Consider the following 26,140-nt stretch of genomic DNA (forward strand, 5'->3'; position numbering starts at 1 on the left):
TGGGTTATGATCTGTTGACTGTCTCTTTAATAATTTCCCTAATTGTTTTTAAAACGGTTGATGCTGTTTCCCGGATTATTATTTTATTCTTCTTGTTTTGGATGAGTTCCGTAAACCGGTTGTCTTCGGTATTGATGTCTACGATGGTGCCACCGTATTTTAATGTTGTTTCGGCAATAACCATTGGTAAATTAGTAGCGCCCGAAGTTCCTGTAATAAAAAGAATTCCTGAATTTTTGGCTATTTTTAAAGCACTGAATCTTTTGTGTGTCCTTTCGTCATAACGTTCGTCAAACCATAAAATATTAGGCCGCAGCCAGCCGCCGCATTCTTTACATTTTAACAATTCGGTATCTTTTTCTGTAAGGTCTTCGTCTATGTCTTTTCCTTTAATTTCGGCAGGCAGGACTTCTATTCCTTTACAGCCGTTAGCGCATTTCATTTCCCGGTTGTTTCCGTGTATTTCGTACAGGCTGCTGCTGCCGGCACGTCTGTGCAGGTTATCGATGTTTTGGGTAATTAAATGAAAGCGTTCCTTTAAAAGGTTTTCTATTGCGGCAATCTCGTGATGGCTTTGGTTAGGCTGGGCATTTTCGAACATTTTTTTTCTAAAAAGAGCATACTGCCAGACTTCTTCGGGATTTTCTTTAAAGTATTTAAAAGTTCCAAATTCTTCGGGTTTGTGAAATTTTGTTCCTTTCACCCATATGCCGTCTGTTCCCCGGTAAGTGGGAATTCCGCTTTCCGAAGAAATTCCTGCCCCGGTCAAAAAAGTAAAAAGGTTTCTATTGGTTTTAGTATAAACCTGCTGTATTATTTCAGTAAGCTGTTCTTTTGTATTCAATGTGATCGCTGTTTTTATCAGGAATCGTAAAAATACAGACAAATTCATTTCAAACATAAAAAAGGGCAGAAATGAATAATTTTTTCTGCCCTTCTGTATAAAATAAATTTCCGGAGATCTTTTAGCTGTGCTGCAAAAAGTTATCAATGTAATGTATAACCAGCGGAATATTCTGGTGCTGAGGAGCATGCCCTGTCTGAGGCAGAAGGATTAACTGTGATGTTGGCAGCTGTTTGGTCAACGGATACCAATTTTCTACAGCAAAGCTCGTATCATGATCCCCGGAAATGATTAATATGGGTGTTTGGGTAGTTTTCAGTTTATCCCTGTAATTTTCCTTGTCTTCGGCAGCATTTTCACCTCCGGCAAAATACAGCTGAAAAACCTCCATAGTTGATGGTATTTTAGAAACATCGATTCTTTTCGCAATTCGGTCATGCGAAGCTTTTGCGGCTTTTCTGCTTTCTTCAGATTCAGGTTCAAAGAAAAGGATTACTTCATCTTCAAAATCATTTACAGGTTTTAAAGCATGGTCCAGAAAAGACTGTTCGAGTGGTACCACTCTTTTTCCTATCGGGCCCGTTCCCAGCAGTATGGTGTGCGTAACCAGTTCCGGATATTGGTGTGTTGCGGCCTGCGTAACCAGTCCGCCATACGACCAGCCCATTAAAATGGCTTTTTCTATTTTCAGGAAACCGGTCAGGTCTTTTACATCTTTAGCCACTTCTTTAACATCAGTTGGTAATGTTCCGGTCGAGTAACCTATACCGGAGTAATCAAAGGTAATGACCTGATGTTTCTCTGCCAGCAGGTTTAAAAACAAAGGATCCCAGGTGTCAAGTGTTCCTCTGAAACGGTTGATTAAAATAATCGGGGTTCCTTCGCCAATGGATCGGTACGCGATTTTTCGGTCTGAAAAATCCGCAAACTGCGTTTCGGAATTATAGGCATCTATTTTTGATGTGCTCATTATTTTAAAGTTTTGATTAATAATGAAATAAGAAACAATTTTAATGCCCGTTGAGAAAAATATTTAAAATCAGGCTTTGAAGAAAAAGGAGGCCGGTTTTTGTGGTTTTATTTCGCTAAAAAAACGGTTTTTTACGAAATATAGAGACTGTTACAGTTCAATAGTTTCGCCAATTTCAGGCAGAAAAAGGTTCAGGCCTGCATTTCGAAATTCGTCCAGAGCCTTTTGATGGTCCATTTTGATGAAGCCGAAAGTATCATAATGAACGCCTAAAACGTTGGTTACTTCCACCAGTTTAGAAGCTTCGACAGCTTCTTCGATTCCCATGGTTAAACCATCTCCAACCGGAAAAACAGCAAAATCGAGTCTGGTGAATTTTAGAATCAGTTTCATGTCAAGGGTCAGGGCAGTATCGCCGCTGTAATAAAAATTTCCGTCCGGGGTGGTCAGTACAAAACCGCAGGCAATACCGCCATAACTGCCATCCATAAAACTGCTTGGATGCTGGGCAATGACACATTTTACGGTTCCAAAATCAAAGCTGAATTTCCCGCCTGGATTAATAGGATGGGCATTTTCAATTCCGGCTTTTAAGAGCCAGTTATAGATTTCAAAATTCCCCAGTACCTTTGCTCCTGTATTTTTAGCAATTCTTTCCACATCCAGAATATGGTCATAATGGGCGTGTGAAATAAAAATATAATCGGCTTTTATTTCATCCACCTTAATATGACTGGCCAGTTCATTTGCTGTAATAAAAGGGTCGAAGAGAAGGTATTTTCCATTAGCATAAACCGAAAAACACGAATGTCCGTAATAAGTAACTTTCATAAAATCTGATTTTTAAATTAATAATAGCCTGATTTTAAGTTCAATAAAGATACCAATAAAAAATGCGCAGTTATCAGCTGCGCATTCCGTGTTAAAAATTTTTCTATTCTATTTTAAATGTTCTTCAATCAGTTCGGCTATGTTGGTGTTCGAATTGTCGGAGAACAGAATGTTTCCGTCTCTGCCAATTACAACCCGGGTTGGGATTCCTCTTACTTTATAATTAGTGGCTACTTCAGTTTTAGAATCAAATACGACATTAAAATCATATTTTTTTTCCCTGATATAAGCCGTTACGTTTTTTAGAACATCTTCTTCTTTTTTATTTTCAAAGGTATTTACAAATAAAAAAGCAACGTCTTTATCTTTATATTTCGTAACCAGATCCTGCATTTTAGGAAACGAAGCTTTACAAGGACCGCACCAGGTAGCCCAAAAATCAAGAACAACCACTTTGCCTTTATAATCAGAAAGCCTGATTTCTTTTCCTTCCATATTTTTCAGACTGAAGTCAAAAGCGGTTTTGGTTCCAAACTGGTCGAGGACATTTTTAGATCTTTCCGCTTTAGCATTCTGATCGGCTTTTTCTTTTAGTTTTTCATAGGCTTCCAGAGGAATGTTCTGGGCAATATAGATCTCTTTCAGTTTAGGCAGAAATCCGGCAGGAGTAACGTTGTTATGGTTGATTTCATTTTCAATATAGGATTTGATTTCTTCCTGGCTTTTTACTTTTTCAAGTATGGCCAAATAACGTTCTTTACCTCCGGTATCCAGACCGCCTGCTTCCCTTACACGGTCCTGATACTGAAATGCTTCGTCATACCGGCCCTTTTTGTACAATAAAAGGGCATAGGTATCGGCATACATATTGAACTCGTTTTGATATTCAGGATAGAATTTTTCCTTTTTGTTTTCTTCCAGCAGGTCTAATGATCTTTTAGAAATTTGAATAGCAAAATCAATATCCTCGACAGGAAGTGTGAGGTCGCCGCCTGATAATTTCCAGGCCAGTTCATTGTAATCATAAGCGGGATTAAAAAAGTGGGATTCGATACTTTTTGCTTTTTCTAAGTTCTTTTCTTTTAGATAGATATCCATTAAAACGAAATAAAAGCGTATCATAAGTCCTTTTGGGTTATTCTTATATCTTGTGTTACAGGTGTCGATACATTTTAACAGGTACTCTTCGGTTTTGTTTTCCTTACTTAGTACACGATTAACGTATTGATATCTTGCCAGAGTCCCCGTTGGGTATTGCTTTAGGATTTCCTTTTCTAACGTTTCTTTTTCGTCCGGCATTTTAGCAGTATCGTACAAATCATAAGCAAGCATGGTGTATTCTTCGGTGTTTTTTTTCAGGCATTTTGCGGCAAAAGCGGCACTCTCTGCAGGACTTTCTTCCGGATTTTTATTGTATTTCTGATACAGATAGGAGACATAACATTTGTCTTCTTTTAACTTAGGATATTTTTCAAATAATTTTTCATATTCGGCGATCTGCGTTTCCGGCTTAACATCCTGTTTTAGTTTAAAAGCATAATTAATATACGAACGTATAAAAATGGCATTGGCCAGTGTTTTGCTTAATTCTGATTCGTTTTCTGTTCTCAAATTTACGATATACCCTTTTTCATTATTATGGTCTGTAATGGTTTGAAGGTTGGTAATCACTACAGCGGCGGTTCTCGCTGAGTCGGGCAGTTTTGCTGTAAACTCGTAGTTTTTCCCTTTTTTGATTAATTTCTGCGACAGATTACCGTAATCAGAGAGGAAGGAATATAAAACATTAGCTCTAGAATCATTGTTAATAACCATGCCTTTTGGAGGTTCATAAACATAGGTATTCTCACCGCCGATAGTAAATTTTGAATTTTTCAGGTATACTTTACCGCTTTGGGAAAACGCAGTATTAACAAGGCATAAGAATAGTAAAAAGAAAACTTTTTTCATGTGAACGCTGGTATTTAGTTAGTTATTTAAGAGTAACTAAAATTAGCGATTATTTGACGGCTTGTTTTTTTATTAAGAAAACATTAGGAGATTTCTTAAAGAATAGCTGGAAGATGAAAAAGGGTATACTAAAAATCGGGTTTAAAGCCAGCTGACTTTAAACCCGAAAAAATATGGTAGTAAGGGATTAAAAAGAATTGCTTCTTTTTAACTCTAAAGTTCCCTGATAGCTTTTGGCCTGTGAGTAAATCACAAATCCGGCAGGTTTCCATTCTAATGTACGAATAAAATGATATTTTTTTTGGGTTAATTTTACTTTTTATCAGACAAAGCAGTATTGAATTCAGGAGCCGGTTCAACAGGAACAGTACTGAATTCAATAGCCTGTAAATCGTTTTTCAGGCTTTCGAGAGTTTCAATCATAAATTCGTCCAGATCAGCAGGGACTTTCATTTTGCTGTCCTGAAATTGTCTGATTAGTAAAGGCAGATATTCTGCTATAGTTTTTTGTCCGTCGGCATCCAGGAACATTTCCTGAAACCAAAAGTCCATAGTAATCATTTTTATCTGATCATTTTCGTCTTTATCTGCCAGAAAAATTTCGTCCGGATTCAGTCGGCCCCATTTTTTTGTTCGGTAAAAATACAGGTCTTTTTTAGGATGTGTAAGGATGAAGCTAAACTCCGGAAGCTTTTTGTCTTTTTTGAAAAAATCAAACATACCGAAAGAATATTATTTTTTAGAAAACAGATTTTCAACGACCCAGGCCGGACCGATTAACAAAAACTGCAGGTCTTTTAAAAACGATGGTTTTTTACCTTCTACATTATGACCGTAAAACTGCCCGATCCAGGCGATTACAAACACGGCAATCGAAAATATCCATAAAGGGAAAAACTGTGAAATATAATAATTGACCACTAAACAGATTCCCGAAAAAAGAGCAATTTTGACTGCCATAGCAACTGATAACCGAATGTAGAAAACCAAAACAAAGAGTAAAACCACAAAAGCCCAGTTTTCGATTACCGGGAGATTCAGTTTAAGCGTACTGGCAAGAATACCGGCCGGAATACTCATTAGTAAACCTACAATAGAAAAGTAAATTGCCGGTACACAAATATAGTGTATGGCTTTGTTTACAGGATTCTGATGACTTACGGCATATTCGGCAAACCATTGGTCTAATGTTCTCATTTTGGTTGGTTTTAAGGTTAGTTAGCGTAAATCTAATAAAATTTTGGTTAGTTTTTACCGTGCTGTATTTTCATTATTTCATTTACAATCGAAACGGCTTTTTCAAACGTAATTCCATTTTCCTGATCCCGTGTTAAGGGATGGTTTTCTTCTATCATTTTTATTTCGGGAATTAGTCCGGGTTCCTGTTCAATGGCAATGGTTTTTAAAGAAAGTGTTTCGCCATATGTTGGTACATTCGTCTGCATCCATCCAAAATAAGGTTCCTGATGTATCCTGTCCGGATTCTCCCATAATTCCATCCGTAATACAAAATGGTTTTCGCTGATAGTGGTCCAGACATTAAAAACGAGATTTTCGGGATAATCGATGATCGGAATCGTAAGTCTTCCTCTGTGAAAAAAATGTTCTTCGTCTACATAACACCAGCTTTCGCTGTATTCAATACGCTGTTCCCTCTCTTCGGGCGGTATGGCAAAATAATAAGCCGGAAATTCACTGCCAAAACATAAAGGCATTTCGTTAAACGTCTGGCCGCAGCAGGAGCAGGTATAATTGGGTATCGTATTCAAAGGTGCAGTTTTTAAAAGATAACAGTTTTTTTGAGTAAAAGTATGCCGGATTACGGTTGAAACGTATAATCCTTAACGATATAAAATCCCAGTAAACCTTTGCAGTATTCTATTTTGATATGTGATGATTGGGTTATTTGAGCCTGTTCTTCCTGAGGAAAAATCAACTGTTTATCGATTTGATTAAAATGAACCAGGATATAGGGTGCAAATACAGATTTGCTTTTACCAGACATTTTCCCTGTCTGGTTTATTTTTAAAAGCTTTTGATTACAGTTTTCAGAATCAGGGCAGTAAAAGTTAAGTGCCAGAAATAAATAGTAAAGGACTGGTGCTGTAAAGAGAAAAGTCATTATTGCGGCTCCTTTTTTGTTTTCTCCTGATTTTAGGAACAGTGGTTTTAACAACGGATAAAGGATAACCGGACCCAAAAGTACCGGAATACAAAGCAGGTACCAGTCGATAAACGTTTTTCGGTATATCCCGATTCCCTTTAAGATCAGAATACCTAATACGACCATTACGATAAGCGGAATAATTTTTTCCTTAAAAGTCTTGCTCAAAACAGTATCATTAGAAAGGAATAACCCGTTGGGTGAAATTATTTTTTTCAATTCTATTAAATCAGCTTAGATATAAATCTGTCTAAATCTGCTTTAATCTGTATGAATCTGCGTGAAAAATTTATAAGCAAAAAGATTTCACGCAGATTTTAAAGGATTTTAGCAGATCAAATTAGATTTTAATTCTTGAATGAAGCTATTTATTCCATTTCACCCAACGGGTGAAATGAATATTAAAAATATAGTTTTTTTTTAAATTCCGGCAGCTTTAGTTTTAAAGTAAGAGATCAGGAAACAGTTTCAGTATCAGGACTGGTTATAATCGAAAATATTGTCCCACAGTTCGTCTATTTTTATAAGAGCTTCGTTTAGCGGGATTACTTCCCATTTTCCGTTGGTTTCTGTGCCCAGACCAATACTTTTTAATTTTAATAAAGCGTCGTTGACATCAAAATCCAGGTCGGTTTTTAAGTGACCGGAAAACCAGGATTCTATCTGCGAATCCAGTTCGGCAGCCGTTAACGGATCCGTACTGCTGTTTAAAAAAGTATAAGCCAGAATGGTTTCTTTTAAAGCTTCTTCTTCAGATGAATTTAATAAGGAATAAAAAGCCCCGCTGTTGTTGCCGACATTTTTAAAATACAAACTGTCCGAAAGGGTTTTCGAATACCTGATTTTTTTATTGATAAAATTATTGTACTGACGGAAACAGTAGGCCGATAAAATCCCCAAAGCAATCAGTCCCTGATTGAGCGAGGTTTTACTGTTTAATAAATCAATTGTTTCTCCGGTCTGATAAGCTTCGTACATATTGATCAGTGCCGGAATTACTTTGGCACTCAATAACGAAATTCCTCCAAAGATTCCCGGAACCCAAAGCAGCAGTTTGTCTTTTAAAGACATTTTGGGTATGGCATTCGGGAAAATAGTTTCGAGATCATTTTTAGGCACACGCTTAAAGATCTTTAAAGCAATAGATCCCGGGTCAATCGGCATTTTGCCTAATTTGACCTTTTTCTGCGCCAGATAGTCGGCATCACTATAATTGAGGTAAATTAAAACCCGGTCATAATATTCGATTTCGACTTCTTTTTTCCAGAAGAAGAATTTTTTAACTTTTTCTTTGGCCTTATGATGACCGCGGGCATACAGTTCATAATCTTTAAAAGCATTAAAATCGATAGCCAGGCGCAGCCCTATTAAATCAGATTCTGCAATGGCTTCCTTGAGGGTGTTTTCACTGATTCGGTAATAATTGCCGCGCTCCAGAACAGTAAGCAGGGTTTGTTTGAAAATCGAGAAATCGCTTTTACCTATAAATCCTTCGCGCTCTTTTTCGCTTAAATCAGGATCATAGAGGGCGTAGTTTTGCTTTAAGCTGCGGTTTAAATTAAAAGACTCGTAATGGTAATAATGTTCGATAATATCGAACAGTTTTTTAAAATCTTCGACCTTTTGCTGGTCGTGGGCAAAAGCGGCCATTTGCTGCCCGAGCAAAAATTCCTTATTAAACGGAATATAATGTTCTCGTGTCATATTGATTGTGAGGCTTTAATTTGTTTTTAGGCGCAGAGCAGCCAAAGGTACAATTTTTTGCTGCTAAGGTTTTGTTTTTTTGCTGTAAAGGCGCTAAGTTTTTTTTTGAAAAGGGGAGGAGGTTTTTGCCACGAAGGCACAATGGCACGAAGTTTTTTTGAAAAGCTGTTTTTTTTGCCACAAAGGCGCTAAGGCACTAGGTTTTTTTGAAAAGGATAGGAGGTTTTTGCTGTAAAGGCACGGTTTTTTTTGAAAAGTAGGGGTGGTTTTCCTGCAAAGGCGCTAAGTTTCTTTTTGAAAAGTAAGGAAGGCTTTGTTTTGGGGATGCTTTGTTTTTTGCTGCAAAGACGTTAAGACGCGAAGTTTTTTTGAAAAGCTGTTTTTTTGCCACGAAGGCACAAAGACGCGAAGTTTTTTTGAAAAGCAGGGAAGGTTTTGTTTTTGGGAGACTTTGTTTTTTACCGCAAAGGAAATGCTAAGTTTTTGGAAAGGGGTGAAGTTGTTTAGGGCGGACTTCAGTGGTTTTATTGGAGGTTTGCTCTTGCGGTTTTAAAAGTGAGCGGGTTGGTGGTATTGGTGTTCCTGGGGGAATTTTGGCGGTTTAAAGCTTGTCGGCCTGCAGGTTTATGGCCTTTAGTGCTTCGCTGTTGAGCTTGTTGTATTCGGCTTTAATCGTCTCACTGATTTCGCCTACACGGTCGCCTCTAATCGATTTACGGATGTAGTCGTAAGAATACCCGTATTTATTTTTTATAATCTTTAGCACATCTTGATTATAACTTGGTTTACTTTTCCTATTTTTGTCCATCGCTGTATTTGTATTAAAAATGAGACAAATATAGTAAGATATTTCTTAATTGCAATAAAAATTTAAGATATTTTCTAATAAATTACACAATGGAAGAAAACACTATACAAAGAATAAAGATTTATATTGACTCTATAGGCAGTAATGTAAGTGCCTTTGAGAAAGAGGTTGGCATGTCAAATGGTTCTTTTGCCAGCCAGTTAAAGAACAACAGAACGATAGGTGTTGACAAATTAGAGAATATTCTAAAGAGATATTCTGAAATTAACCCGGTATGGCTCTTAACCGGAGCTGGAAACATGACAAAACTCGACGTTTTGAACGACGATGCAGAGCCTTATAACAGAAATGAGGGGTCAGATTCTGAGCAGACGAAGTATTATAAAGCACTTGCGGAAGCCCGACAGGAAACAATTGAAGGTCTTAAAAAGATCAACCGCCATCTTGAAGAACAGCTGGACGCCTGTAAAAAGGGGAAATAATAGAAAAAGTGGGATTTCTAATCGTTACCAGCGATTTGAAATCCCACCTTTGTTCCAAAAAAAAAAGTGACAAAATTAAAAAGCTTCCTTGCGGAAACACTACATTCTAAAATAAAAATTATTCTTCGCAATGTTACCACTTATTATCATTGTGGCAACACGTATTTATACCTGTTTTTGATTTTTTTAAGGCACTTTTGGAGGTGCGGCAGGTGTTTTGTTCCACTGGCTAATGGCCGTGTTTAAGTTGTTTTTCCAGGAACTGTCTCCATTGGCAGGATAGAGTCCGGCTCTTAATGCACTGGAACTGGTTCCGGCAAGCTGCAGGTGTGGTGTTTCAAAATCCAGACGCATTAAGCCTTCGTTTTCACCAATTGTATGCAGTTTTTTCCACCATTGTCTCTTTTGGGTGGTGTTGTCTTCCCATGACCATTTTCCGTCTATAAAAAGCACAAAATCAACCGCCAGCCCATATTGATGGTACGATGACCAGGCCTGTGCGTAGGTTACGATGTTTCCGGGTTTGGTGCGTCCCTGAGCATATAAATCGGCTTGTCTGTCCGGAGTTCTGAAAGCTTCGAAAATCCTGAACGGAATATCTTCTGACTGCAGCTGTACATAAGTCGCAATAACAGCTTTTCGTACTACAGGATGCAGTAGTAAAACATTGTCGCCGCGGTCGAGTTTGGAACCGGATGTCCGGGGAGCAACCGTATCAATATAAATTGCAGTCCAGGTATCCTTTCCTACGATACCGTCTACTTTCAGCTGTTTTTGGGTTTGATACTCTTTTACGGCAGTATCTACAGCATCATCAAAAAGATCGGTAGCATCTACGCTGTATCCCAATTTAATGAGGTTCTTTTTCAAAAAAGAGACTAATTTACCGGTGGCATTTTTTTTAATTGATTTCATGAGTTTTGATTTTGATTCAACAATTGGATTGGGGGTGAAATCGTATGGGTAAAAAAGAAATCCTGTTTTTCGAAGCGAAGATCAGGCCGGGCTGATTGAAGAGAGGGTAATGAAAACAACGGAGGATAACCGAAAAACAGAAAAAACTATTTTTTTAAAGTAAAATTATTAATAATAAAATTCATGTTGTCAGGGGTTTATACGGTTTTTTGCAGGGGAAAGTTCCGGTACTCCGGTCGAATGGCTGTCAGATTTTTAAATACTAATTTCTCTAATAAAAAAAGCGCAATCCTGAAATTTTCAGGATTGCGCAGGTTTGTGTTTTAAAAGGAAGAATAATTATTCGACCCTTTTTAAGATGTATTTTAAAGATTCCAGTTTAACAGATTTGATTAAACCAAAGTTTAAAGATTGCTCCTGGTCAAACGAGATAGTGCAGTACGAATTGGCTTCTATGGTTTCACACGATCCCAGATAAGCGGTAGAGACCGTTCCGTCTGCGTTCAGCGATAGAGCCGGATTTCCTGCAACAGTAAAATTGTTATTGTTTTTGAGTTTAATTTCATACTGCAGCCTTGATGTATTGTTTCCGGTGTCAGGAGTAAATGTAAAGCTGATAATCTCATAAGAGAAGTTTTTAAGCTCGAAACTTTCCTCATAATTGGTTTCCTCCACATAATTACAAGGCACTCTTTTTTCCTGCCCCGGAACATACGTCACACCCGCTGCGGTTTGTACCATATGTTCAGGAATGTCAACAACTTTGGTACATTCTTCAGGATTGCATCCGGATAAAAAAATAAAACCCGATAGAAAAAGGGCTGTTTTTAATAGGTTCATAGATTTAGGATTAGTTATGGTTTTGAATTACAAAGAAAGAAAATTCGAGTTAATTAGGATGGTTTTTAACAAATAAAAATGCAGCAGTGCAAAGAGGTGAAATTCTCTGTACTGACAGAACCAATCCTGCCATTATTTACTGCCCAGCTTTTCCAGATATTCTCCTAAAGGTATATCTAGTCCAAAGCCCCAAAAAGCATTATTACCAAACTTTTGATCTTTTACAAAAGGAAACCCGACAATCAGGTTTAAGTCTAAAGCATTATAGAAACGAATTCCGATTCCGGTGCCTACATGAGGAAAATCAAAATTTTCATTAGTGGTGGTATTGGCTACAGAATAAAGTAATCCTGCTCCGTAAACCAAAGCATACATCTCGTTTACAAATGGAGCTTTTTTATTGAGATAAACATCGTCTTTAACTACATTTTCATACCCCTGATAATACTTAAAGTTTACAAAACGCCATTTTGCCCCAATTTTTTCTGAGGCAAAAGCAATATTGTTTATAGACTCCTGATCGGCAGTTTTGAAATCATTAAAGAAGAAATTCTGATTTAATCCTAAACTTAAGTATAATGCGAATTTTGATTTATTGTTTCGGTCATAATACTGCTGCAGGTCAGTTAAAAAAGAAGCGACATCAATTTCAACATATTCTTCAGACGGGTTAATAAGCGTATATTTTTTCATGGCATTGATAAAAAGGGTATAACCGTCTTTAAATTCTCCTTCGGTAAGGTTATCCTGTACTTTTTTACTGCCGTCCCTCAACATATTAACAATACTCTGGTAGGTTTCCGCTTTGTCAAGATTGTTTAAATTAGCGATAAACTCGAATAAGTTCATTAGTTCCTCGTCATAATTGACTATTCCGCTTATGTTTTGTAAAGCTTTGATTTTTAATAACGGAATTATGATCTTAGTATGGGCAAGGATTTTATTATATACTTTGTCATTATAAGGATCCCTTATTTTAAGCTCAATCATTTTTTCGGTTATATATTCGTCGATATAAACAATATCGCTCATATGAATATCATAATTATTAATAAGCGATTTTATTTTGGCATGTATATTGGGCAGAATCTGAGAAGCTTTAGAAACAGTAACAGAATCTAAATCAGTAACCTTAAACTTGTCAGTTGCTGTCACTTCATTCAGTACCAGAGTTAAATATTCATTGTAAAAATCATTAGACTTGGCGATGATTTTGTATTTATCCTTTATTTCTTTTTTACTGTCTTCTCTTTTCTTTTCTTTTTCCTTGTTACGGGTTTCGATAGTAGAGAAAAGCACCATTACTAAGTTTTCTATTTTATCAACTTGGGTGTTAAAATCGTCCATCTTCATGGTTATATAACTGCCGTTTATTAAGTCATTGGTCTTTATAACAGAAATAAGGCTGTCATTAGCTGTAAGCGGAGTAATGTCTTTCTCCAGCTGAATGGCATCAGTAAGTATTTCAACCGTTAATTCGTTCCTATTGGTTTTGTTTAATTTGGCAATTTTATTGTTTATTGCCGTGATCGAATTATTGATAGTTGTTTTAACTGCATCAGTTTCGGTGTTTTCCAGCAGAATTAATTTCGGCATTGGTTTATTCGGAAAATCAAATGCTGATAACGGTACCAGTTTTAAAAGCCCTTCGGCCTTACTTTTAATATCGTCATCCGAAACAGAAATGGTTTTATTAAATGCTTTTAGAGAATTTTGAAACTGGATAGATTCTTTGTAAGCCGAAAGAAAGACTCTGCCACAGGCATCACTGCAGTCAACGGGAGTGAAGATATTTTGTCCGGGAGTACGCGAAATAATACTGGAGTTTATATTTCGAATAGCATTCTCTAATTTGGTTATATCATCAAGTGTGCTTTTTATTTTAGGATATATACTGACCCATTTTTTTTCATTCAGCATTGGAGCAATAAGACCAATACTTTCATCTTCCAGATCATTCATAATATCATTGACTTTCTTGCCTTTGTTCTTTTTTAGAAATTCATTGATAATATCATAGTTCTGAACATAAGGCCTGATTTTACTGCAGACATGCAGTTTTAAATTGTCAAGACTGTTTCTGAAGTTTTTGGCAGTAACAACATCTCCTTTACCATCACTTAATTTTAAGTAAAACTCACCGGAACGATAATCAATTTTGTTTTTAAAAAAACCTTTTTTTTGCAATTCGGGTATGTCCGATAATGAAAGGCTCACCACATCCAGGATGATTCCAAAAGGAACTTCGATGATGTATTTTTTTAAATCATTAATATCGGCATTAACAGCAGCTAATTCGTTTTCAAGATCTAATTTTTCAATCTGCTGTTTTAAGTCCTGTTCCTCTTTTACTTTGTTTATTGAAGCAGTTTGTTCTTTTAGGTTTTTGGTGTTGGTTTTTTGATTCGCTTTGTTTTCTGTTTTAACAGCTTCTAGCTGAGTTGATAAAGCTTTTTCTTTTTCTGTAATTTCAACTAATTTTGTATTGATTTCGTTTAAAATATTGGTTATAGGCAAAATATCTTTATCAGTATTGGAAGTGTTTTTTAAATATTTTTCTACTTCATCCAAAGTTGCTGTTTCCAGAATTATCCCCAATTTGCCGGAATACTCCTTTATTTTTGTAATAAGCTTCAGGGCTTCTTCTTTTTTTTCTTCAATTACAAGTTTGTTATCAGTTGCAATTCCGTTTTTTAAATTTAAACGGGCTAATTTGTTTTTGTATTTGTCAAGACACTTTTTGTATTCTTTTAACTTTTTAAGATCCTCTTTTTTATTTAAGGTAGGGAGTATGTCCTTAATTTTTTTCTCATATTCAGAAATTGAAGCCTGTAGTTTATCTCTTTTGCTTAGTTTTTTAAACTCATTTTCTTTTTCTCTTATTAGTGTATTTTGATAGTAAGAAGAATATATTTTATAATCATTGTAAGTATTATTAACATTAATAAGTTCAGAGTCATTTGATTTTATAACAGCATAAGCGACTCCTAATGACAATGCATAATTCGTAGTAAGTTCGAGTATTTCTTTTTCGATGACCTGTGGATTTTTTTCGTTTAAAAGAATATTCAAACAATTTTGGACATAGTATTTTGTGGTAAAATTCGCTTCCGGAAAGAGTCTGAACATAAACCTTTTAAGCGCTTCCTGTTTGAGTTCTTTTTGTTTACTAATGATAATCTGGGTTAATACCTCAACATCAATAGTCCCTTTGTTCATGGTCAACTTTTCAAGACCAACCGCCAGCGTGGGATTAACCTGTGAAAATAAAAGAGAATTAAATAATAGAAAAAGTACTATTAGCAGCTTTTTGTTCATGACAGATAAATTTGGAGGTTGGAATTTAATTTTTGTATAAAAATAAACACTTAAAATCTTACAGCAAATTTATTTTTATTGCATGAGGTGTTTATGCGTATAAATACTCATTTTTAGGAGGTTATCGGTTTAGTTTGTCCAAATAAATAGGACAACTGCTTGTATTCAGGATAATTTACTATTAGTTAAAATTCAAACAATCTAAGAAACAATAGAAAAAGGGGGGAGATAGAATTATCCAATTATTTCAATTATCCCAATTGCTCAATTATCTAATTAAAAAAACTATCTAATCGAAAGATTATCCAGCAGAATCTGGTATTTGCGTCCTACGGGAATTACCTCATCGTTGCACATGGTAAGGTTTTTAAAGGTGACCGCTTTAATTTTATTCGTGTTTACGATAAACGAACGGTGTACCTGAATAAAACTATTGTGGTCAATTTCGGAGGCGATGCTGGAGAGCGAACCGTAAATAATATGCGGTAAAGGCAGTCTGCTGCTGTAGAGTTTCATGTAGTTGCCCAGGCTTTCGATGTAGATAATATCGTTGAGCGGCATATCCGTCATTTGTCCGTTGAGGCGGTAGGAGAGGACTTTGGCAGGGCTGTTTTCTTTTTTAAGACTGTTTCCGCAAAAATAGGTTTTGGCTTTTTCGATGGCTTTGGCAAATTTTTCAGGTGAAATGGGTTTTAACAAATAATCGATCGCATCATTTTGATAGGCCGAAAGGGCAAAATCAGAATAAGCGGTGGTGATAATCGTAAGCGGACGATTGGGCTGCAGTTCCATGAGTTCGACACCCGAAATAACAGGCATATTAATGTCCAGAAAAATAATGTCGTAGGTATTGGCATTCAGCAGTTTCAGGGCTTCCATACCGCTAAATGCACTGCCGGAATGTTCCAGTTCGTCAAACTTGGAGATATGCGAAACCAGCGCTTTATGGGCCGGTGATTCGTCGTCGACTATAAGACAGCGGTAGGTAAGTGCCATATACTTAATTTTACAACAAACATATTTTTCTCTTTCGTACAGCTCAGGTCGTGTTTTAAATGATACACTTCCAGACGCCTTTTGAGGTTCTGAATCCCGATTCCGGTGCCGGAAAGTCGGGAACCCGAATCGAGGTAATTGTTTTTTAAAGTAAAAGTCAAATGTCGGCATTTTACTTTTAAATCCAGTAGAATAAAAGGTTCCGTTGTTTCGCCGGAAAATTTCACGGCATTTTCAACAAGGGGTAAAAAGAACAAAGGCGGAATTTCGAGTGTATCAAAATCCCCTTCTAAATTTTGCTGCACTTTTAAACGCTCATTGCGAAAGGTATAATATTCAATGTATTTTTTAACGAAAGCAATTTCTTCTTCCACCAGTACATAATCTTTTTTGGTGGCTTCGATCTGATAGCGCAGCAGGTCCGAAAGGTTTAGAATCCGGTCCGGAACCTTATCCGGTTCGGCCAGGGATTCACCGTACAGGTTGTTCATGGCATTCAATAAAAAATGCGGATTAAGCTGCTGTTTTAAAAACGACAGTTCCGATTTGAAATTCATAATGTCCTTATCCGTATCCATGATTTTTTTGGTAATGACCACATGAATAAAAAAGAAAAACATCCCGTTGATAATCAGCGATAATATCTGAAGGGTTTTAAAATTTCCAAGACCGACCAAGGGAAAAAACCAGTTCATGAAAAAATAAAAAGCCGTCCAGTAAAGGGCAAAGAGAAGAAAAAAAGTTTTCAGCCTTTTCTTAAACAAAAAAGGCTTGATGATAAAGAGGTTAAAAATGGTAATCCATACAATGCACGGAAAATAGCCCACGCTTATTTTGCTGAGCATATACGACAAATCGTGGCCGTCTAATCGGATTTCGTCGTAAACGCAGGCAAAAATAATCACAAAGATAAAGCTGTTTACGATGAGGTTGCGGAGAAAAAAGTTCTGATAAATTTTAAGCATCGTCATAACGGCAAAAATACTATAATCGTATAGTTTATAACACTTTGTAAAGGATAATTTATACCAATGGCGTTCGTATAAATGATACGGCGCTGGTATAAAAATTCTGTTATAATAAGAACGGCCCGCTTATTTTTGACCCTGAATTTCAAATATAACCCCCAATACAATTTTTATATTATCCTAAATTTATGAAATCAAAAATCATTTCGTTTGTTGTTGTCTTTACGTCTCTTCAGGCATTCGCACAGGAAAAAGAACCGGGAATGAAAACGTTGGGAAAAGCCCTCGTGGACAAATTTCCCACTACCAGAACCTTTGATGTACAATATGAAGCACTGGGACCTTCAAACTACGATTCTGATTTTATGGGAAATAATTTCGAAAGAGGCCGTATCCAGAGGCATAACCGTTTTAAGGCCGCTTTTAACCTGCCTTTTTATACTTCGAAATCCAAACGGCTGGTACTAACAACTTCGCTGCGTTATAAATACGAAAGTTATGAATTTGGCAATATTTATAATTACAATACCACGCAAACGTATACGAGGGACCTTCGGGAGTTTCATTACTGGGCCGGAGCGGTAAGTGCGACCTATATGTCGTCGCTTTTAAAAAAACCTGTTATTTACAATGCCACAGCTATTGTCGACGGAAACGAAGACAACCTTCAGCGTGTAAAAGGATTTGTTTCGGGGGCTTTAGTGCTAAAACGAACGCCCAATACGACTATTACGGCCGGAGTTTTGGTTTTGCTCGATCCTTCCTCTATTGTGCCTATGACACCTTTGTTTACGCTGAACCATAAGTTTAAAGATTCTAAATGGGATATGGATTTTATCCTGCCGCAGCGTTTGCTGTTCAGAAGGGAATTACTTGAAAACGGAAGGCTCTCGCTGGGAACGGAACTCAATACCGAGAATTTTTACTTAAACCTGAATACACCCAATTTTAAAGGCGTTTACGAACTCAACCAGCTCGAACTCAAATCCGGGATTACCTACGAATATTGTTTTACACCCAAAATTATTGCTTTTGTAAAAGGCGGTGTCAATCATGTTTTGAGTGCACGTGTTACCGAAAAAGGAGAACGCACGAGCCGTTATGTATACGATCATAAAGAAGATCCGCAGGGGTATTTCAGAATGGGAATCTCTTATAATCTTTTTCAGAAAAAGTAATACAGCATAAAATGATACCAGTTATGGAAGTTGAAATTTTTAAAACCAATGTATACAGTAAATCCGATACTGATTCTGTAATAGCCGTAATCCGTAGACTTTTTCCGGATTATAAAATTAATTTTGATCTCGAAGACTGCGATAAAATCCTCAGGGTCGAAGCCGTTAAACCCCGCTGGAAGATCATCATCGAGTGTGTAAACCGTCTGGGATATATTTGTGTGCGACTCGATTGAGAGTTATGGGTTATGAGTTATGAGTTGTTGGGGATAGCTAAAATGACGATTGTTAATGCCATTTATTATTTTGATTGCCATTGAAATTGAAATTGCCATTGATTTTTGCCATTAAAAAACAGGTAGAAATACGCAGCTGTATATTTCGCTTTTTGATATAGTTTTGTACGATAATTTCTTCTGAAAATTTAAAAATATACGATGACCGGTTTTATTCTTTCGCTTTTGGTGGCTCTGCTGGAATGGCTGAAACAGCTCTAGGTTTACTGTTTTTACAGATTGTTTTTCAATTGTATTTTTATACTAAACAAAAAAAGCACGAACCCTGCGATTCGTGCCTTAGTGGTTTAAGGTTGGTTAGGATGGGAAAAAAACTTAAAAAGTAACTTTTAGTTTAATACTCAAATGAGATACTTAAAAATTTATGGGCGTAGCGTATAACTGTGTGTAAGGGCTGTAAATTTCTGTAAGATGGAGCTAAAAACATTGACAATTATATACATAAGGGCTATATGACAGGGATTATTATTTTACAAATACCTCTGCCTTTCCTTGTATGCCTTCTAGACTGCAAGGATTAGCAGTGGAAAATTCTTCCTCTCTAGCCATTCCTAATTGAAAAGTATAGTTTCCGGGAGCAAGATTAGATATACTATATGCAACAGGAGCATTAAATGAAGTACTTGTGCTATTTGCTGCTACTGCCCAGCTTGTCATTGAGATGCTTGCTATCTGAGCTGTTGAGGTACCAGTTTGTTTAATAGCAAAACGAATAGATCCCTGATTTTTACTGACACTAGATGCTACAGTTCCCCAAATATCCCATTTTATCAAAACGTTAACGGTAGTATAACCTGCAGGTACAGTAACTGATAGGGCAGATCCTGTAATAAATTGCCAATTTACATAATTATTTGGATTATTAAAGGTGGTTATATTTGTTGGAGTATTGATTATTGAGCACATGTCTGCACTGACTAATCTATATCCAAGACTTATTGACTGCCATTTAGCTACACCGTTTGCATCACTAACGAGTAGCTTCCCAATTCCTTCTGTTCCATCTTTTATTTGTATTGCCCCGGCTGTGGTTCCGTTGTTAATAATTACTTTAGAATTTGCACCTCCTGTTGGTACATTAGAGGTTCCTGCTAAAATTTTTCCAGTACTTGTTATTCGCATGCGTTCTGTGTTATTTGTTTCTAGTACAAAGTCTGCAGTATCAGTAGTCCCTATAAAGTTTATTGTAGGAATAGTTCCGATGTTCCCATTTAATTCCCATGCACTGGAAAGAATACGAACCCACTGGGTACCATTGTTAAAATAAGCTCCTGGAGTAACTGCTGTAGCATCTGTTCCCGCTGTAGCTGTATTGTAGACTTTCATTCCTTCTATGTGAGCAGATAAAGGAAGAGGACTGTCTGTTGCTATTAAAGCCATTTTTGGTAATATAAGTCCTTTGGTATTGGTACCAGAAGTTTTATTTAGATCTAATGCAGCATCTTTATTAGGGTTATTGGTTGTTATTCCTGTCTGTGCAGAAATTTTATTAGTTACTAGTGTTACTAACAGGCTTACCATTATTATATATATTTTCATAGTTTCAAAATTAAAAGGTGTATCCTTATTCTACGTAAACTTCTGCCTTACCTTGCACACCCCAAAAATTTAAAGTTGGGGCTGAACCAGTTTCATCTTCTCTTGTAACTCCTAGTTGAAAACTGTAAGTTCCAGGGCTTAAGTTTTGAAATGTTTGTACAATTGGAATGGCACTTCGGATATAACCTGATTGATATCTAGTCCACTGAGACATACCCGCAGCTGTTACAGCAGAAGATGTACCGGTCCTGATACAGCTATAACGTAAAGATCCTTGGTTAGGAGAAGCGCCGTTTATTTCTATACCTGCCCATGCATCCCACTGTATAACAACTGTGGAAGAAGCATAGCCCGAAGGTATAGTTACAGTTAAAACTGTGTTAGGTATGAGTTGATAATTATTGTATGAAGCATTAGTATATGTTGTTATTGTTGTTTTACTATTAATCACTGAACATAAATCAGTGCTAACGGCTCTTTTTCCTAAATCCACAGTCTCCCAAGTTGCTTTGCCATTTGCATCACTTACTAAAAATTTACCATTCCCTTCTGTACCATCCTTTATTTGCAAGGCACCTGCAATAGTACTGTTTATGCTTAGTTTTGTAGTTTCACCTCCGGCTGGAGGAGTGGTGGATCCTATTAATATATTTCCATTTTTAGTTTGGCGCATTTGCTCTGTATTATTGGTTTTTATTACTAAGTCAGTAGCGTCTGTGGTTCCTAAACTGTTAACTGTTGCTGTGGTGTGAGAATTTCCGGTTGGCAGCCATGCAGATGATGAAGTACGAACCCATTTCGTCCCGTCATTAATGTATTCACCTGGAACTACTTGTGTAGTACCGTTACCTGCAATAACTGTGTTGTATACTTTCATTCCTTTTACGTGTGCTGTCAATGGATTTGCACTCGTAAGACTAGTTAAAGCCATTCTTGGCAATAGTAATCCCTTAGTGTTAGATTCATTGCTGCTATTTAGGTCTAACACAGCATCTTTATTTGAGATGTTACCCATAAAACCTACTTGTGCGGTAATATTAAAAGCTGTACAAAATACTGCTATCCCAATTAATATTATATTTTTCTTCATCTTCGTTGTTTTAAAATAATTATTGCACATACACTTCTGCTTTTCCAGTTACAATTGTACATTTATGAGTTACTGAGGTAGAAATTTCATTTTCTCTTGCAATACCAAGTTGAAAAGTATAGCTTCCAGGAGCAAGTCCATTAATAATGTAGGCAACCGGAGCATTATATCTAACTGTTTTTGTGTTACTTGGCATAGTCCAGCCTGCCATGCAAATGCTATTAATTTGATCAGAAGAGGTGCCAGTTTGTTTAATAGCAAAACGAATATTCCCCTGATTGTTAATAATTGTTGAAGTGGATACTTCTGCTACAAAATTCCATCGTATGGCAATCTTAGTGTTTGTATATCCGGTTGGTATAGTGATGGTTAGTGAAGTGTCTGGTAAAAACTGATAAACTGTAGATGGAGCAATACCAATTGTGGTTAATGTTGTTATGGAAGAAAGTGCTGAATAGTCAATATCTGTTAATTTATATCCTATATTTAAAGGTTGCCATGTGCCAACACCATTCCCATCGCTGGTTAATATCCTTCCTGCCGCTTCCGTTCCATCTTTAATTTGAAGGGCTCCGGCCATAGTTTCGTTGTATATAATCAACTTTGCATTGGCACTGCCTGTAGGTACACTGGCTGTTCCTGCTAAAACTTTTCCAGTATTAGTAATGCGCATTTGTTCTGTATTATTAGTACGGATTACAAAGTCTTGATTGTCTTTGGTTCCTATAAAATTTACAGAAGGATTGGTTGCTTCATTATTGTTTAACTGCCAAGTAGCAATAGGTATACGTACCCATTTGGTCCCGTCGTTGTAATATTCGCCTGGTGCTACTGCAGTGGATCCCGTTCCTGCTGTTACGGTATTATAAATGTTCATTCCTTCTACATGAGCAGACATTGGGGCATAATCGTTTGTATCAGTAAGTTCTACGCTAGGTAATAAAAGTCCTTTATTGCTGGTACCGTCTGTCCGGTTTAAATCGAGTACGGCATCTTTGTTAGGATTATTATTGGGTATCCCCACCTGTGCACAAGCCGGCAGAGATACCAATGCACAGCCTAATAGCAGTAAAATAGAAGTAAAATATGTTTTCATACTGTTTTGAAATAAAAAAGTTCTGTAAAGTCAAGTTTCCTATTACGAAACTTAAAAAAATTTACTGCAAAACTAGTATGGCTCCCATAGAGCATTTGCCCCAATACGTTTTATTTGTGTTAACATAGGGCAGCTGCTCCGGAGCTTCGGGAAAGGACTCTATTTTTTGTGAGTTTATTTCATGTGTTTCTTGATTTTTAAAGAGTTAGGTGTTTTTGTGTTATTTTTTTTTATCCTGTACTCGGATATTAAAAATTTATTGGTGTAGCGTATAGTTGTGTATAGGGGCCGTACATTCCAGGTGAATCATTAATACTTTGTACACGTGCTACAGCCGTATTGGCCGCCGCCGGTAAAGAACTGTAGGTGCTTGCATGTACATATCCCCAGATGTATATCCTTTGAGTAGGAACTGCGGTTGTGGCAATAGGAATGGAGCCGCTTCCGTAATTACTAAGATTTGAGCCGCTAAAATATACCGACTGTAAAAGATAATTGGTTATGGTAGAAGTGTATACAGGAGCCGTTCTGACAGAACTGGAAGTGGAGAGTGAAAAGGCCATAAAACCCGGATTTGAATTCATAGGGGTAATAGCGGCCGATCCTTCGGCAATAAAATACATCGTAGCAAAAACATTCCATTGTCCCGGGGGAAGATCAATATAACAGCCCGTATAAAAGAAGGTATCGGTGGAGATAACAGCGTTTAAAGTGGGTGCCGGGATGGTACCAAAAATGGTCTGCTGGTTGGCTGATGTTTTCCAGCTGGCCACCCCGTTAGCGTCTGATGTTAAAATTTTACCGGCTCCCTGTGTGCCGTCTGTGATCTGAATGGCTCCTGCGGTAGTCCCGTTGTTTACCTGTACTTTTGCATTGCCGCCTCCGGTTAAGGGGGCTGCGGTATTTATTAATACCTGACCGCCGGAAGTAATACGCATTTTCTCGGCAGCATTGGTAACAATGGGCAGGTCTGTATTGTCATTGGTTCCTATGGATTTAACAGCGTTGTTGGTATTACCGTCCATCTGCCAAGGAGTGGCGGTAAGCCGTATCCATTGTGTGCCGTCGTTATAGTATTCTCCCGGGCTTACGGCAGTGGCTCCAGATCCGGCAGCGACTGTATTGTATACGGTCATTCCGGCTACATGATCATTCAGGGGAGAAGGGAGACTGGTACTGCTAAGGGTTACTCTGGGCAATAGCAGGCCCTTGGTATTGCCGCCGTTGGTTGGGTTTAAATCTAATACGGCATTTTTATTAGGGTTGTTTCCGGGCAGTCCGGTCTGGGCATAAAAGGGTATGGTAAACAAACCATACAGCCAGAAAAATAGTATAAGATGCGTTTTCATAAATTCTAAAATAAATTGTTTTTGAATAAGGTGGTTCCTCAGATCTAAAGTTTAGTAAGTCATAGGGGTTGCAAATAGTTGTGTATAAGGGCCATAGGTTCCGGGCTGTCCGTTCAGGCTTGCAAGAGCTGCTGTTGCCGCATTGGGTGAAGCTGGTAATGAGCTGTAGGCGGCAGGGCTGGCATATCCCCAAAGATATATTCTTTGAGGGGCAGCCAGGGTAATGGGAATGGAGCCGCTTCCGTAAACCTCATTTGATAAGGAACCACTAGAATACAAGGGCTGTAGGATAATCGATTTAATATTGGAAGCATAGGTTGGCGGTAAGTTGGTTACATCTGAAGTAGAAAGAAAAATAGACATAAAACCCGGATTTGATTTGTTGGGGCTAATGGCATTTAATCCTTCAGATTTTAACCAGGTAGTGGCATAAACATTCCATTGTCCGGCCGGTAAATCGATATAACAACCCGTATAGACAGTGGTGTTAGATGCAGTAACAGCAGTACTTGTCCGGGTTGAAGGTATTACTCCTAAAATAGTATACTGGCTGGCGGCTGTTTTCCAGCTGCCTATTCCGTCTGCATCTGAGGTTAAAACTTTATTGGTACCTTGTGTACCGTCTGCCAGCTGCAGGGCTCCTGCAATAGCACCGTTGTTAATCTGCATTTTGGCAGTGCTGCCTCCTGCTAAGGGGGTTGTGGTGTTAACTAGGACCTGTCCACTAGTGGTGATACGCATTTTTTCGGTATTGTTGGTTTTAACCGGGAGATCGTTATTATCGTTGGTTCCTATGGTTTTTATACTACCGTTGCTGTTTCCGCCCAATTGCCAGGAGTTGTTCATGATGCGTACCCATTGTGTACCGTCGTTATAATATTCGCCCGGGGTTACGGCATGGTTTCCGGTGCCTGCTGTGGCAGTATTGTATACAATCATTCCGGCTGTATGGCTGTCCAGAGGGGCATAGTCATTGGTGCTGCTGAGTTCTACTTTGGGCAATAACAGGCCTTTGGTATGGCTGCCGTTGGTTCTGTTTAAATCGAGTACCGCATTTTTGTTAGGATTGTTATTGGGAATACCGGTCTGCGCAAAAACAGACAGGGTGGTTAATACCCAGCAGTAAAGGGTTAGCACGGTTGTAAAATGGATTTTCATAATCGTAAAAGGATTAGGTATTTTGTCAAAATTTTAATACTTAATAAGTTATGGGAATAGCATACAGTTGGGTGTAGCCGCCGCCGCTGTTATTTACACTGGATGCATAAGCTGTTGATATATTGGCTGTTGCTGGCAGGGAACTAAAGTTTCCGGCATCAACAAATCCCCAGATGTATATTCTTTGAGGGCTGTTTATGGTTAAAGGAATGGCTCCGGTTCCAAAACAGCCAATTGATGCGGCGCCGTTAAAATACAAGGCAGGTAAAATAATCGATTTGATGTTAGAGGCGTAAACCGGAGGAGCATTTACGGTGCTGGAAGTAGATAAAAAATAAGACATAAAACCAGGATTTGAAGTAGCAGGAGTTCTAAGGCTGCTGCCGCCGGCTGTAAAAAACAGGGTGGTAATGATGTTCCATTGTCCGGTCGGCAGGTCGATATAACAGCCGGTATAAAAGGTGGTGTTGCTAAATATCATAGGGGTGCTGGTAACGGTGCTGGGAATAAAACCCGGAATAGAGTATTGTATGGCCGGAGTTTTCCAGGTGCCTACTCCGTTGGCATCGGAGCTTAATACCCTGTTATTGCCTTCGGTGCCGTCTTTCAGCTGAAGCGCTCCGGCAGTGCTGCTGTTAATTTGTAGTTTCACGGTGTTGCCTCCTCCCAACGGTGTCGGGGTGTTTATGAGTACCTGTCCTGCTGTGGTAATTCGCATTTTTTCGGTATTATTGGTTTCTACAGGCAGGTCAAAATTGTCGTTGGTGCCTATGGTTTTGGCGGTTCCATTGGTGTTCCCGTCCAGCTGCCACGAATTGGAGTCGGCACGGATCCATTGGGTGCCGTCGTTGTAGTATTCTCCCGGGGTCACAGCATAAATTCCGGTTCCTGAAATGGCTGTATTGTATACTTTCATTCCGGCCACATGGTTTTCCATAGGTAAATAGTCGTTGGTAGCGGTAAGGGCTACACGGGGCAGTAAAAGTCCTTTGGTGCTGGTGCCGTCGGTTCGGTTTAAATCGAGTACTGCATTTTTATTGGGGTTGTTATTCGGGATGCCTACCTGTGCGTAGGAAAAGTGTGATCCTAAAAAAAATAAAAATAGAATTGCTTTACTATACTTTTTCATAGTTTATAATAGAATAATGCTGGTCCGGGCAGGGACCGTTATGTTTAATTAAATCAATTGTTGTATTGTTTTTTTTTTTTTTTTTGAGAAGATGGACGACCGGGATTTAGTAAACCTTTTCAAAAAAAGTTTTTCAAAAAAAATAAACTGCCTGTTTTTGTTTTCAAATAAGAAACTAACAGGGCATACTTCTGTCTTTGGAAATAGTGTTTGGGTAAAATTTAACTTGTTTCGGGAAGTGGTATTGAAACAAAATAAAAAATAAGGTGTATAAAGCCGGGTGTGAATAAAAGAAGAAAACCGGTTTTATATTAGGAAACCGGACTCAAATGGCGTTTACGGTATTGCAAAAAATGGGCAGGCTGTATTCTTATAAAAAAATTGATATATATAAGCACAGCCTAAGATCATATATAAAGCTTATATACAATCTTTAAGTGTATCTTGATTATAACTCAGTTTTGTTTTTATATTTTTGTGTATTGTTTTGTTGAATTGCTCTGTTTGTTTTTTAG

Annotated in this window: 24 protein-coding genes; 3 read left to right on the top strand and 21 right to left on the bottom strand. The window is 37.7% G+C overall.

The features are described from left to right. Positions 1-4: 4 nt before the first annotated feature. The 10 genes from ACODST_RS21415 to ACODST_RS21460 form a co-directional block, all read right to left on the bottom strand. Positions 5-844 (bottom strand): SIR2 family NAD-dependent protein deacylase, encoded by an 840-nt coding sequence (locus ACODST_RS21415; RefSeq protein WP_488934127.1) that lies wholly within the window; start codon positions 842-844, stop codon positions 5-7. Between the two features lie 121 nt (positions 845-965). Further along, positions 966-1,814 carry an alpha/beta fold hydrolase gene (locus ACODST_RS21420; protein WP_488934128.1) on the bottom strand — a complete coding sequence of 283 codons (849 nt, stop codon included), beginning with the start codon at positions 1,812-1,814 and terminating at the stop codon, positions 966-968. A gap of 150 nt (positions 1,815-1,964) precedes the next feature. Beyond that, on the bottom strand, positions 1,965-2,645 hold the full coding sequence (locus ACODST_RS21425; RefSeq protein WP_488934129.1) for a metal-dependent hydrolase: 681 nt from the start codon (positions 2,643-2,645) through the stop codon (positions 1,965-1,967). Between the two features lie 108 nt (positions 2,646-2,753). Beyond that, positions 2,754-4,595, bottom strand: coding sequence for a TlpA disulfide reductase family protein (locus ACODST_RS21430; RefSeq protein WP_488934130.1), 1,842 nt, complete (start codon positions 4,593-4,595; stop codon positions 2,754-2,756). Positions 4,596-4,907: 312 nt separating this feature from the next. Beyond that, on the bottom strand, positions 4,908-5,315 hold the full coding sequence (locus ACODST_RS21435) for a hypothetical protein (protein ID WP_488934131.1): 408 nt from the start codon (positions 5,313-5,315) through the stop codon (positions 4,908-4,910). A 12-nt stretch (positions 5,316-5,327) separates the two neighbouring features. Then, positions 5,328-5,792 carry an Mpo1 family 2-hydroxy fatty acid dioxygenase gene (locus ACODST_RS21440; RefSeq protein ID WP_488934132.1) on the bottom strand — a complete coding sequence of 155 codons (465 nt, stop codon included), beginning with the start codon at positions 5,790-5,792 and terminating at the stop codon, positions 5,328-5,330. 47 nt (positions 5,793-5,839) lie between these two features. Then, positions 5,840-6,364, bottom strand: coding sequence for a DUF2199 domain-containing protein (locus tag ACODST_RS21445; RefSeq protein ID WP_488934133.1), 525 nt, complete (start codon positions 6,362-6,364; stop codon positions 5,840-5,842). Between the two features lie 50 nt (positions 6,365-6,414). Next, positions 6,415-6,978 carry a hypothetical protein gene (locus tag ACODST_RS21450; protein ID WP_488934134.1) on the bottom strand — a complete coding sequence of 188 codons (564 nt, stop codon included), beginning with the start codon at positions 6,976-6,978 and terminating at the stop codon, positions 6,415-6,417. A gap of 255 nt (positions 6,979-7,233) precedes the next feature. Next, positions 7,234-8,463 (bottom strand): TMEM143 family protein, encoded by a 1,230-nt coding sequence (locus tag ACODST_RS21455; protein WP_488934135.1) that lies wholly within the window; start codon positions 8,461-8,463, stop codon positions 7,234-7,236. A gap of 601 nt (positions 8,464-9,064) precedes the next feature. Next, the gene (locus ACODST_RS21460; RefSeq protein WP_488934136.1) at positions 9,065-9,271 is read right to left on the bottom strand and encodes a hypothetical protein; all 207 of its coding nucleotides are present in this window, start codon (positions 9,269-9,271) and stop codon (positions 9,065-9,067) included. A gap of 89 nt (positions 9,272-9,360) precedes the next feature. On the opposite strand from ACODST_RS21460, the gene ACODST_RS21465 reads away from it, so the two are divergent. Then, positions 9,361-9,753, top strand: coding sequence for a hypothetical protein (locus ACODST_RS21465; RefSeq protein ID WP_488934137.1), 393 nt, complete (start codon positions 9,361-9,363; stop codon positions 9,751-9,753). 186 nt (positions 9,754-9,939) lie between these two features. On the opposite strand, the gene ACODST_RS21470 is transcribed toward ACODST_RS21465, so the two are convergent. The 5 genes from ACODST_RS21470 to ACODST_RS21490 form a co-directional block, all read right to left on the bottom strand. Continuing rightward, complete coding sequence (locus ACODST_RS21470) at positions 9,940-10,668, bottom strand: peptidoglycan-binding protein (protein WP_488934138.1); 729 nt, start codon at positions 10,666-10,668, stop codon at positions 9,940-9,942. A 339-nt stretch (positions 10,669-11,007) separates the two neighbouring features. Beyond that, positions 11,008-11,508 (bottom strand): hypothetical protein, encoded by a 501-nt coding sequence (locus tag ACODST_RS21475; protein ID WP_488934139.1) that lies wholly within the window; start codon positions 11,506-11,508, stop codon positions 11,008-11,010. A 132-nt stretch (positions 11,509-11,640) separates the two neighbouring features. Next, the gene (locus tag ACODST_RS21480; RefSeq protein ID WP_488934140.1) at positions 11,641-14,826 is read right to left on the bottom strand and encodes a hypothetical protein; all 3,186 of its coding nucleotides are present in this window, start codon (positions 14,824-14,826) and stop codon (positions 11,641-11,643) included. Between the two features lie 285 nt (positions 14,827-15,111). Continuing rightward, positions 15,112-15,822, bottom strand: coding sequence for a LytR/AlgR family response regulator transcription factor (locus ACODST_RS21485; RefSeq protein ID WP_488934141.1), 711 nt, complete (start codon positions 15,820-15,822; stop codon positions 15,112-15,114). Next, positions 15,795-16,793 (bottom strand): sensor histidine kinase, encoded by a 999-nt coding sequence (locus ACODST_RS21490; RefSeq protein ID WP_488934142.1) that lies wholly within the window; start codon positions 16,791-16,793, stop codon positions 15,795-15,797. The genes ACODST_RS21485 and ACODST_RS21490 overlap by 28 nt, the downstream gene beginning before the upstream one ends. Positions 16,794-16,978: 185 nt before the next feature. Here ACODST_RS21490 and ACODST_RS21495 point away from each other — a divergent pair, with 185 nt between their 5' ends. Further along, positions 16,979-17,968 carry a DUF6268 family outer membrane beta-barrel protein gene (locus tag ACODST_RS21495; RefSeq protein ID WP_488934143.1) on the top strand — a complete coding sequence of 330 codons (990 nt, stop codon included), beginning with the start codon at positions 16,979-16,981 and terminating at the stop codon, positions 17,966-17,968. Positions 17,969-17,991: 23 nt separating this feature from the next. Beyond that, the gene (locus tag ACODST_RS21500; RefSeq protein WP_488934144.1) at positions 17,992-18,204 is read left to right on the top strand and encodes a hypothetical protein; all 213 of its coding nucleotides are present in this window, start codon (positions 17,992-17,994) and stop codon (positions 18,202-18,204) included. 525 nt (positions 18,205-18,729) lie between these two features. On the opposite strand, the gene ACODST_RS21505 is transcribed toward ACODST_RS21500, so the two are convergent. From ACODST_RS21505 to ACODST_RS21530, 6 genes are all read right to left on the bottom strand, one after another. Continuing rightward, a complete protein-coding gene (locus tag ACODST_RS21505; RefSeq protein ID WP_488934145.1) occupies positions 18,730-19,803 on the bottom strand; it encodes a hypothetical protein in 1,074 nt (357 codons plus the stop codon). A gap of 25 nt (positions 19,804-19,828) precedes the next feature. Further along, positions 19,829-20,893, bottom strand: a complete 1,065-nt coding sequence (locus tag ACODST_RS21510) for a hypothetical protein (protein ID WP_488934146.1) — start codon at positions 20,891-20,893, stop codon at positions 19,829-19,831. 19 nt (positions 20,894-20,912) lie between these two features. Further along, the gene (locus tag ACODST_RS21515) at positions 20,913-21,989 is read right to left on the bottom strand and encodes a hypothetical protein (protein WP_488934147.1); all 1,077 of its coding nucleotides are present in this window, start codon (positions 21,987-21,989) and stop codon (positions 20,913-20,915) included. Between the two features lie 248 nt (positions 21,990-22,237). Beyond that, positions 22,238-23,338, bottom strand: a complete 1,101-nt coding sequence (locus ACODST_RS21520; protein WP_488934148.1) for a hypothetical protein — start codon at positions 23,336-23,338, stop codon at positions 22,238-22,240. A 51-nt stretch (positions 23,339-23,389) separates the two neighbouring features. Further along, on the bottom strand, positions 23,390-24,496 hold the full coding sequence (locus tag ACODST_RS21525; protein ID WP_488934149.1) for a hypothetical protein: 1,107 nt from the start codon (positions 24,494-24,496) through the stop codon (positions 23,390-23,392). Positions 24,497-24,536: 40 nt separating this feature from the next. Next, a complete protein-coding gene (locus ACODST_RS21530; RefSeq protein WP_488934150.1) occupies positions 24,537-25,625 on the bottom strand; it encodes a hypothetical protein in 1,089 nt (362 codons plus the stop codon). Between the last annotated feature and the right edge of the window lie 515 nt (positions 25,626-26,140).

It is taken from the genome of Flavobacterium sp. FG19, assembly GCF_057809475.1.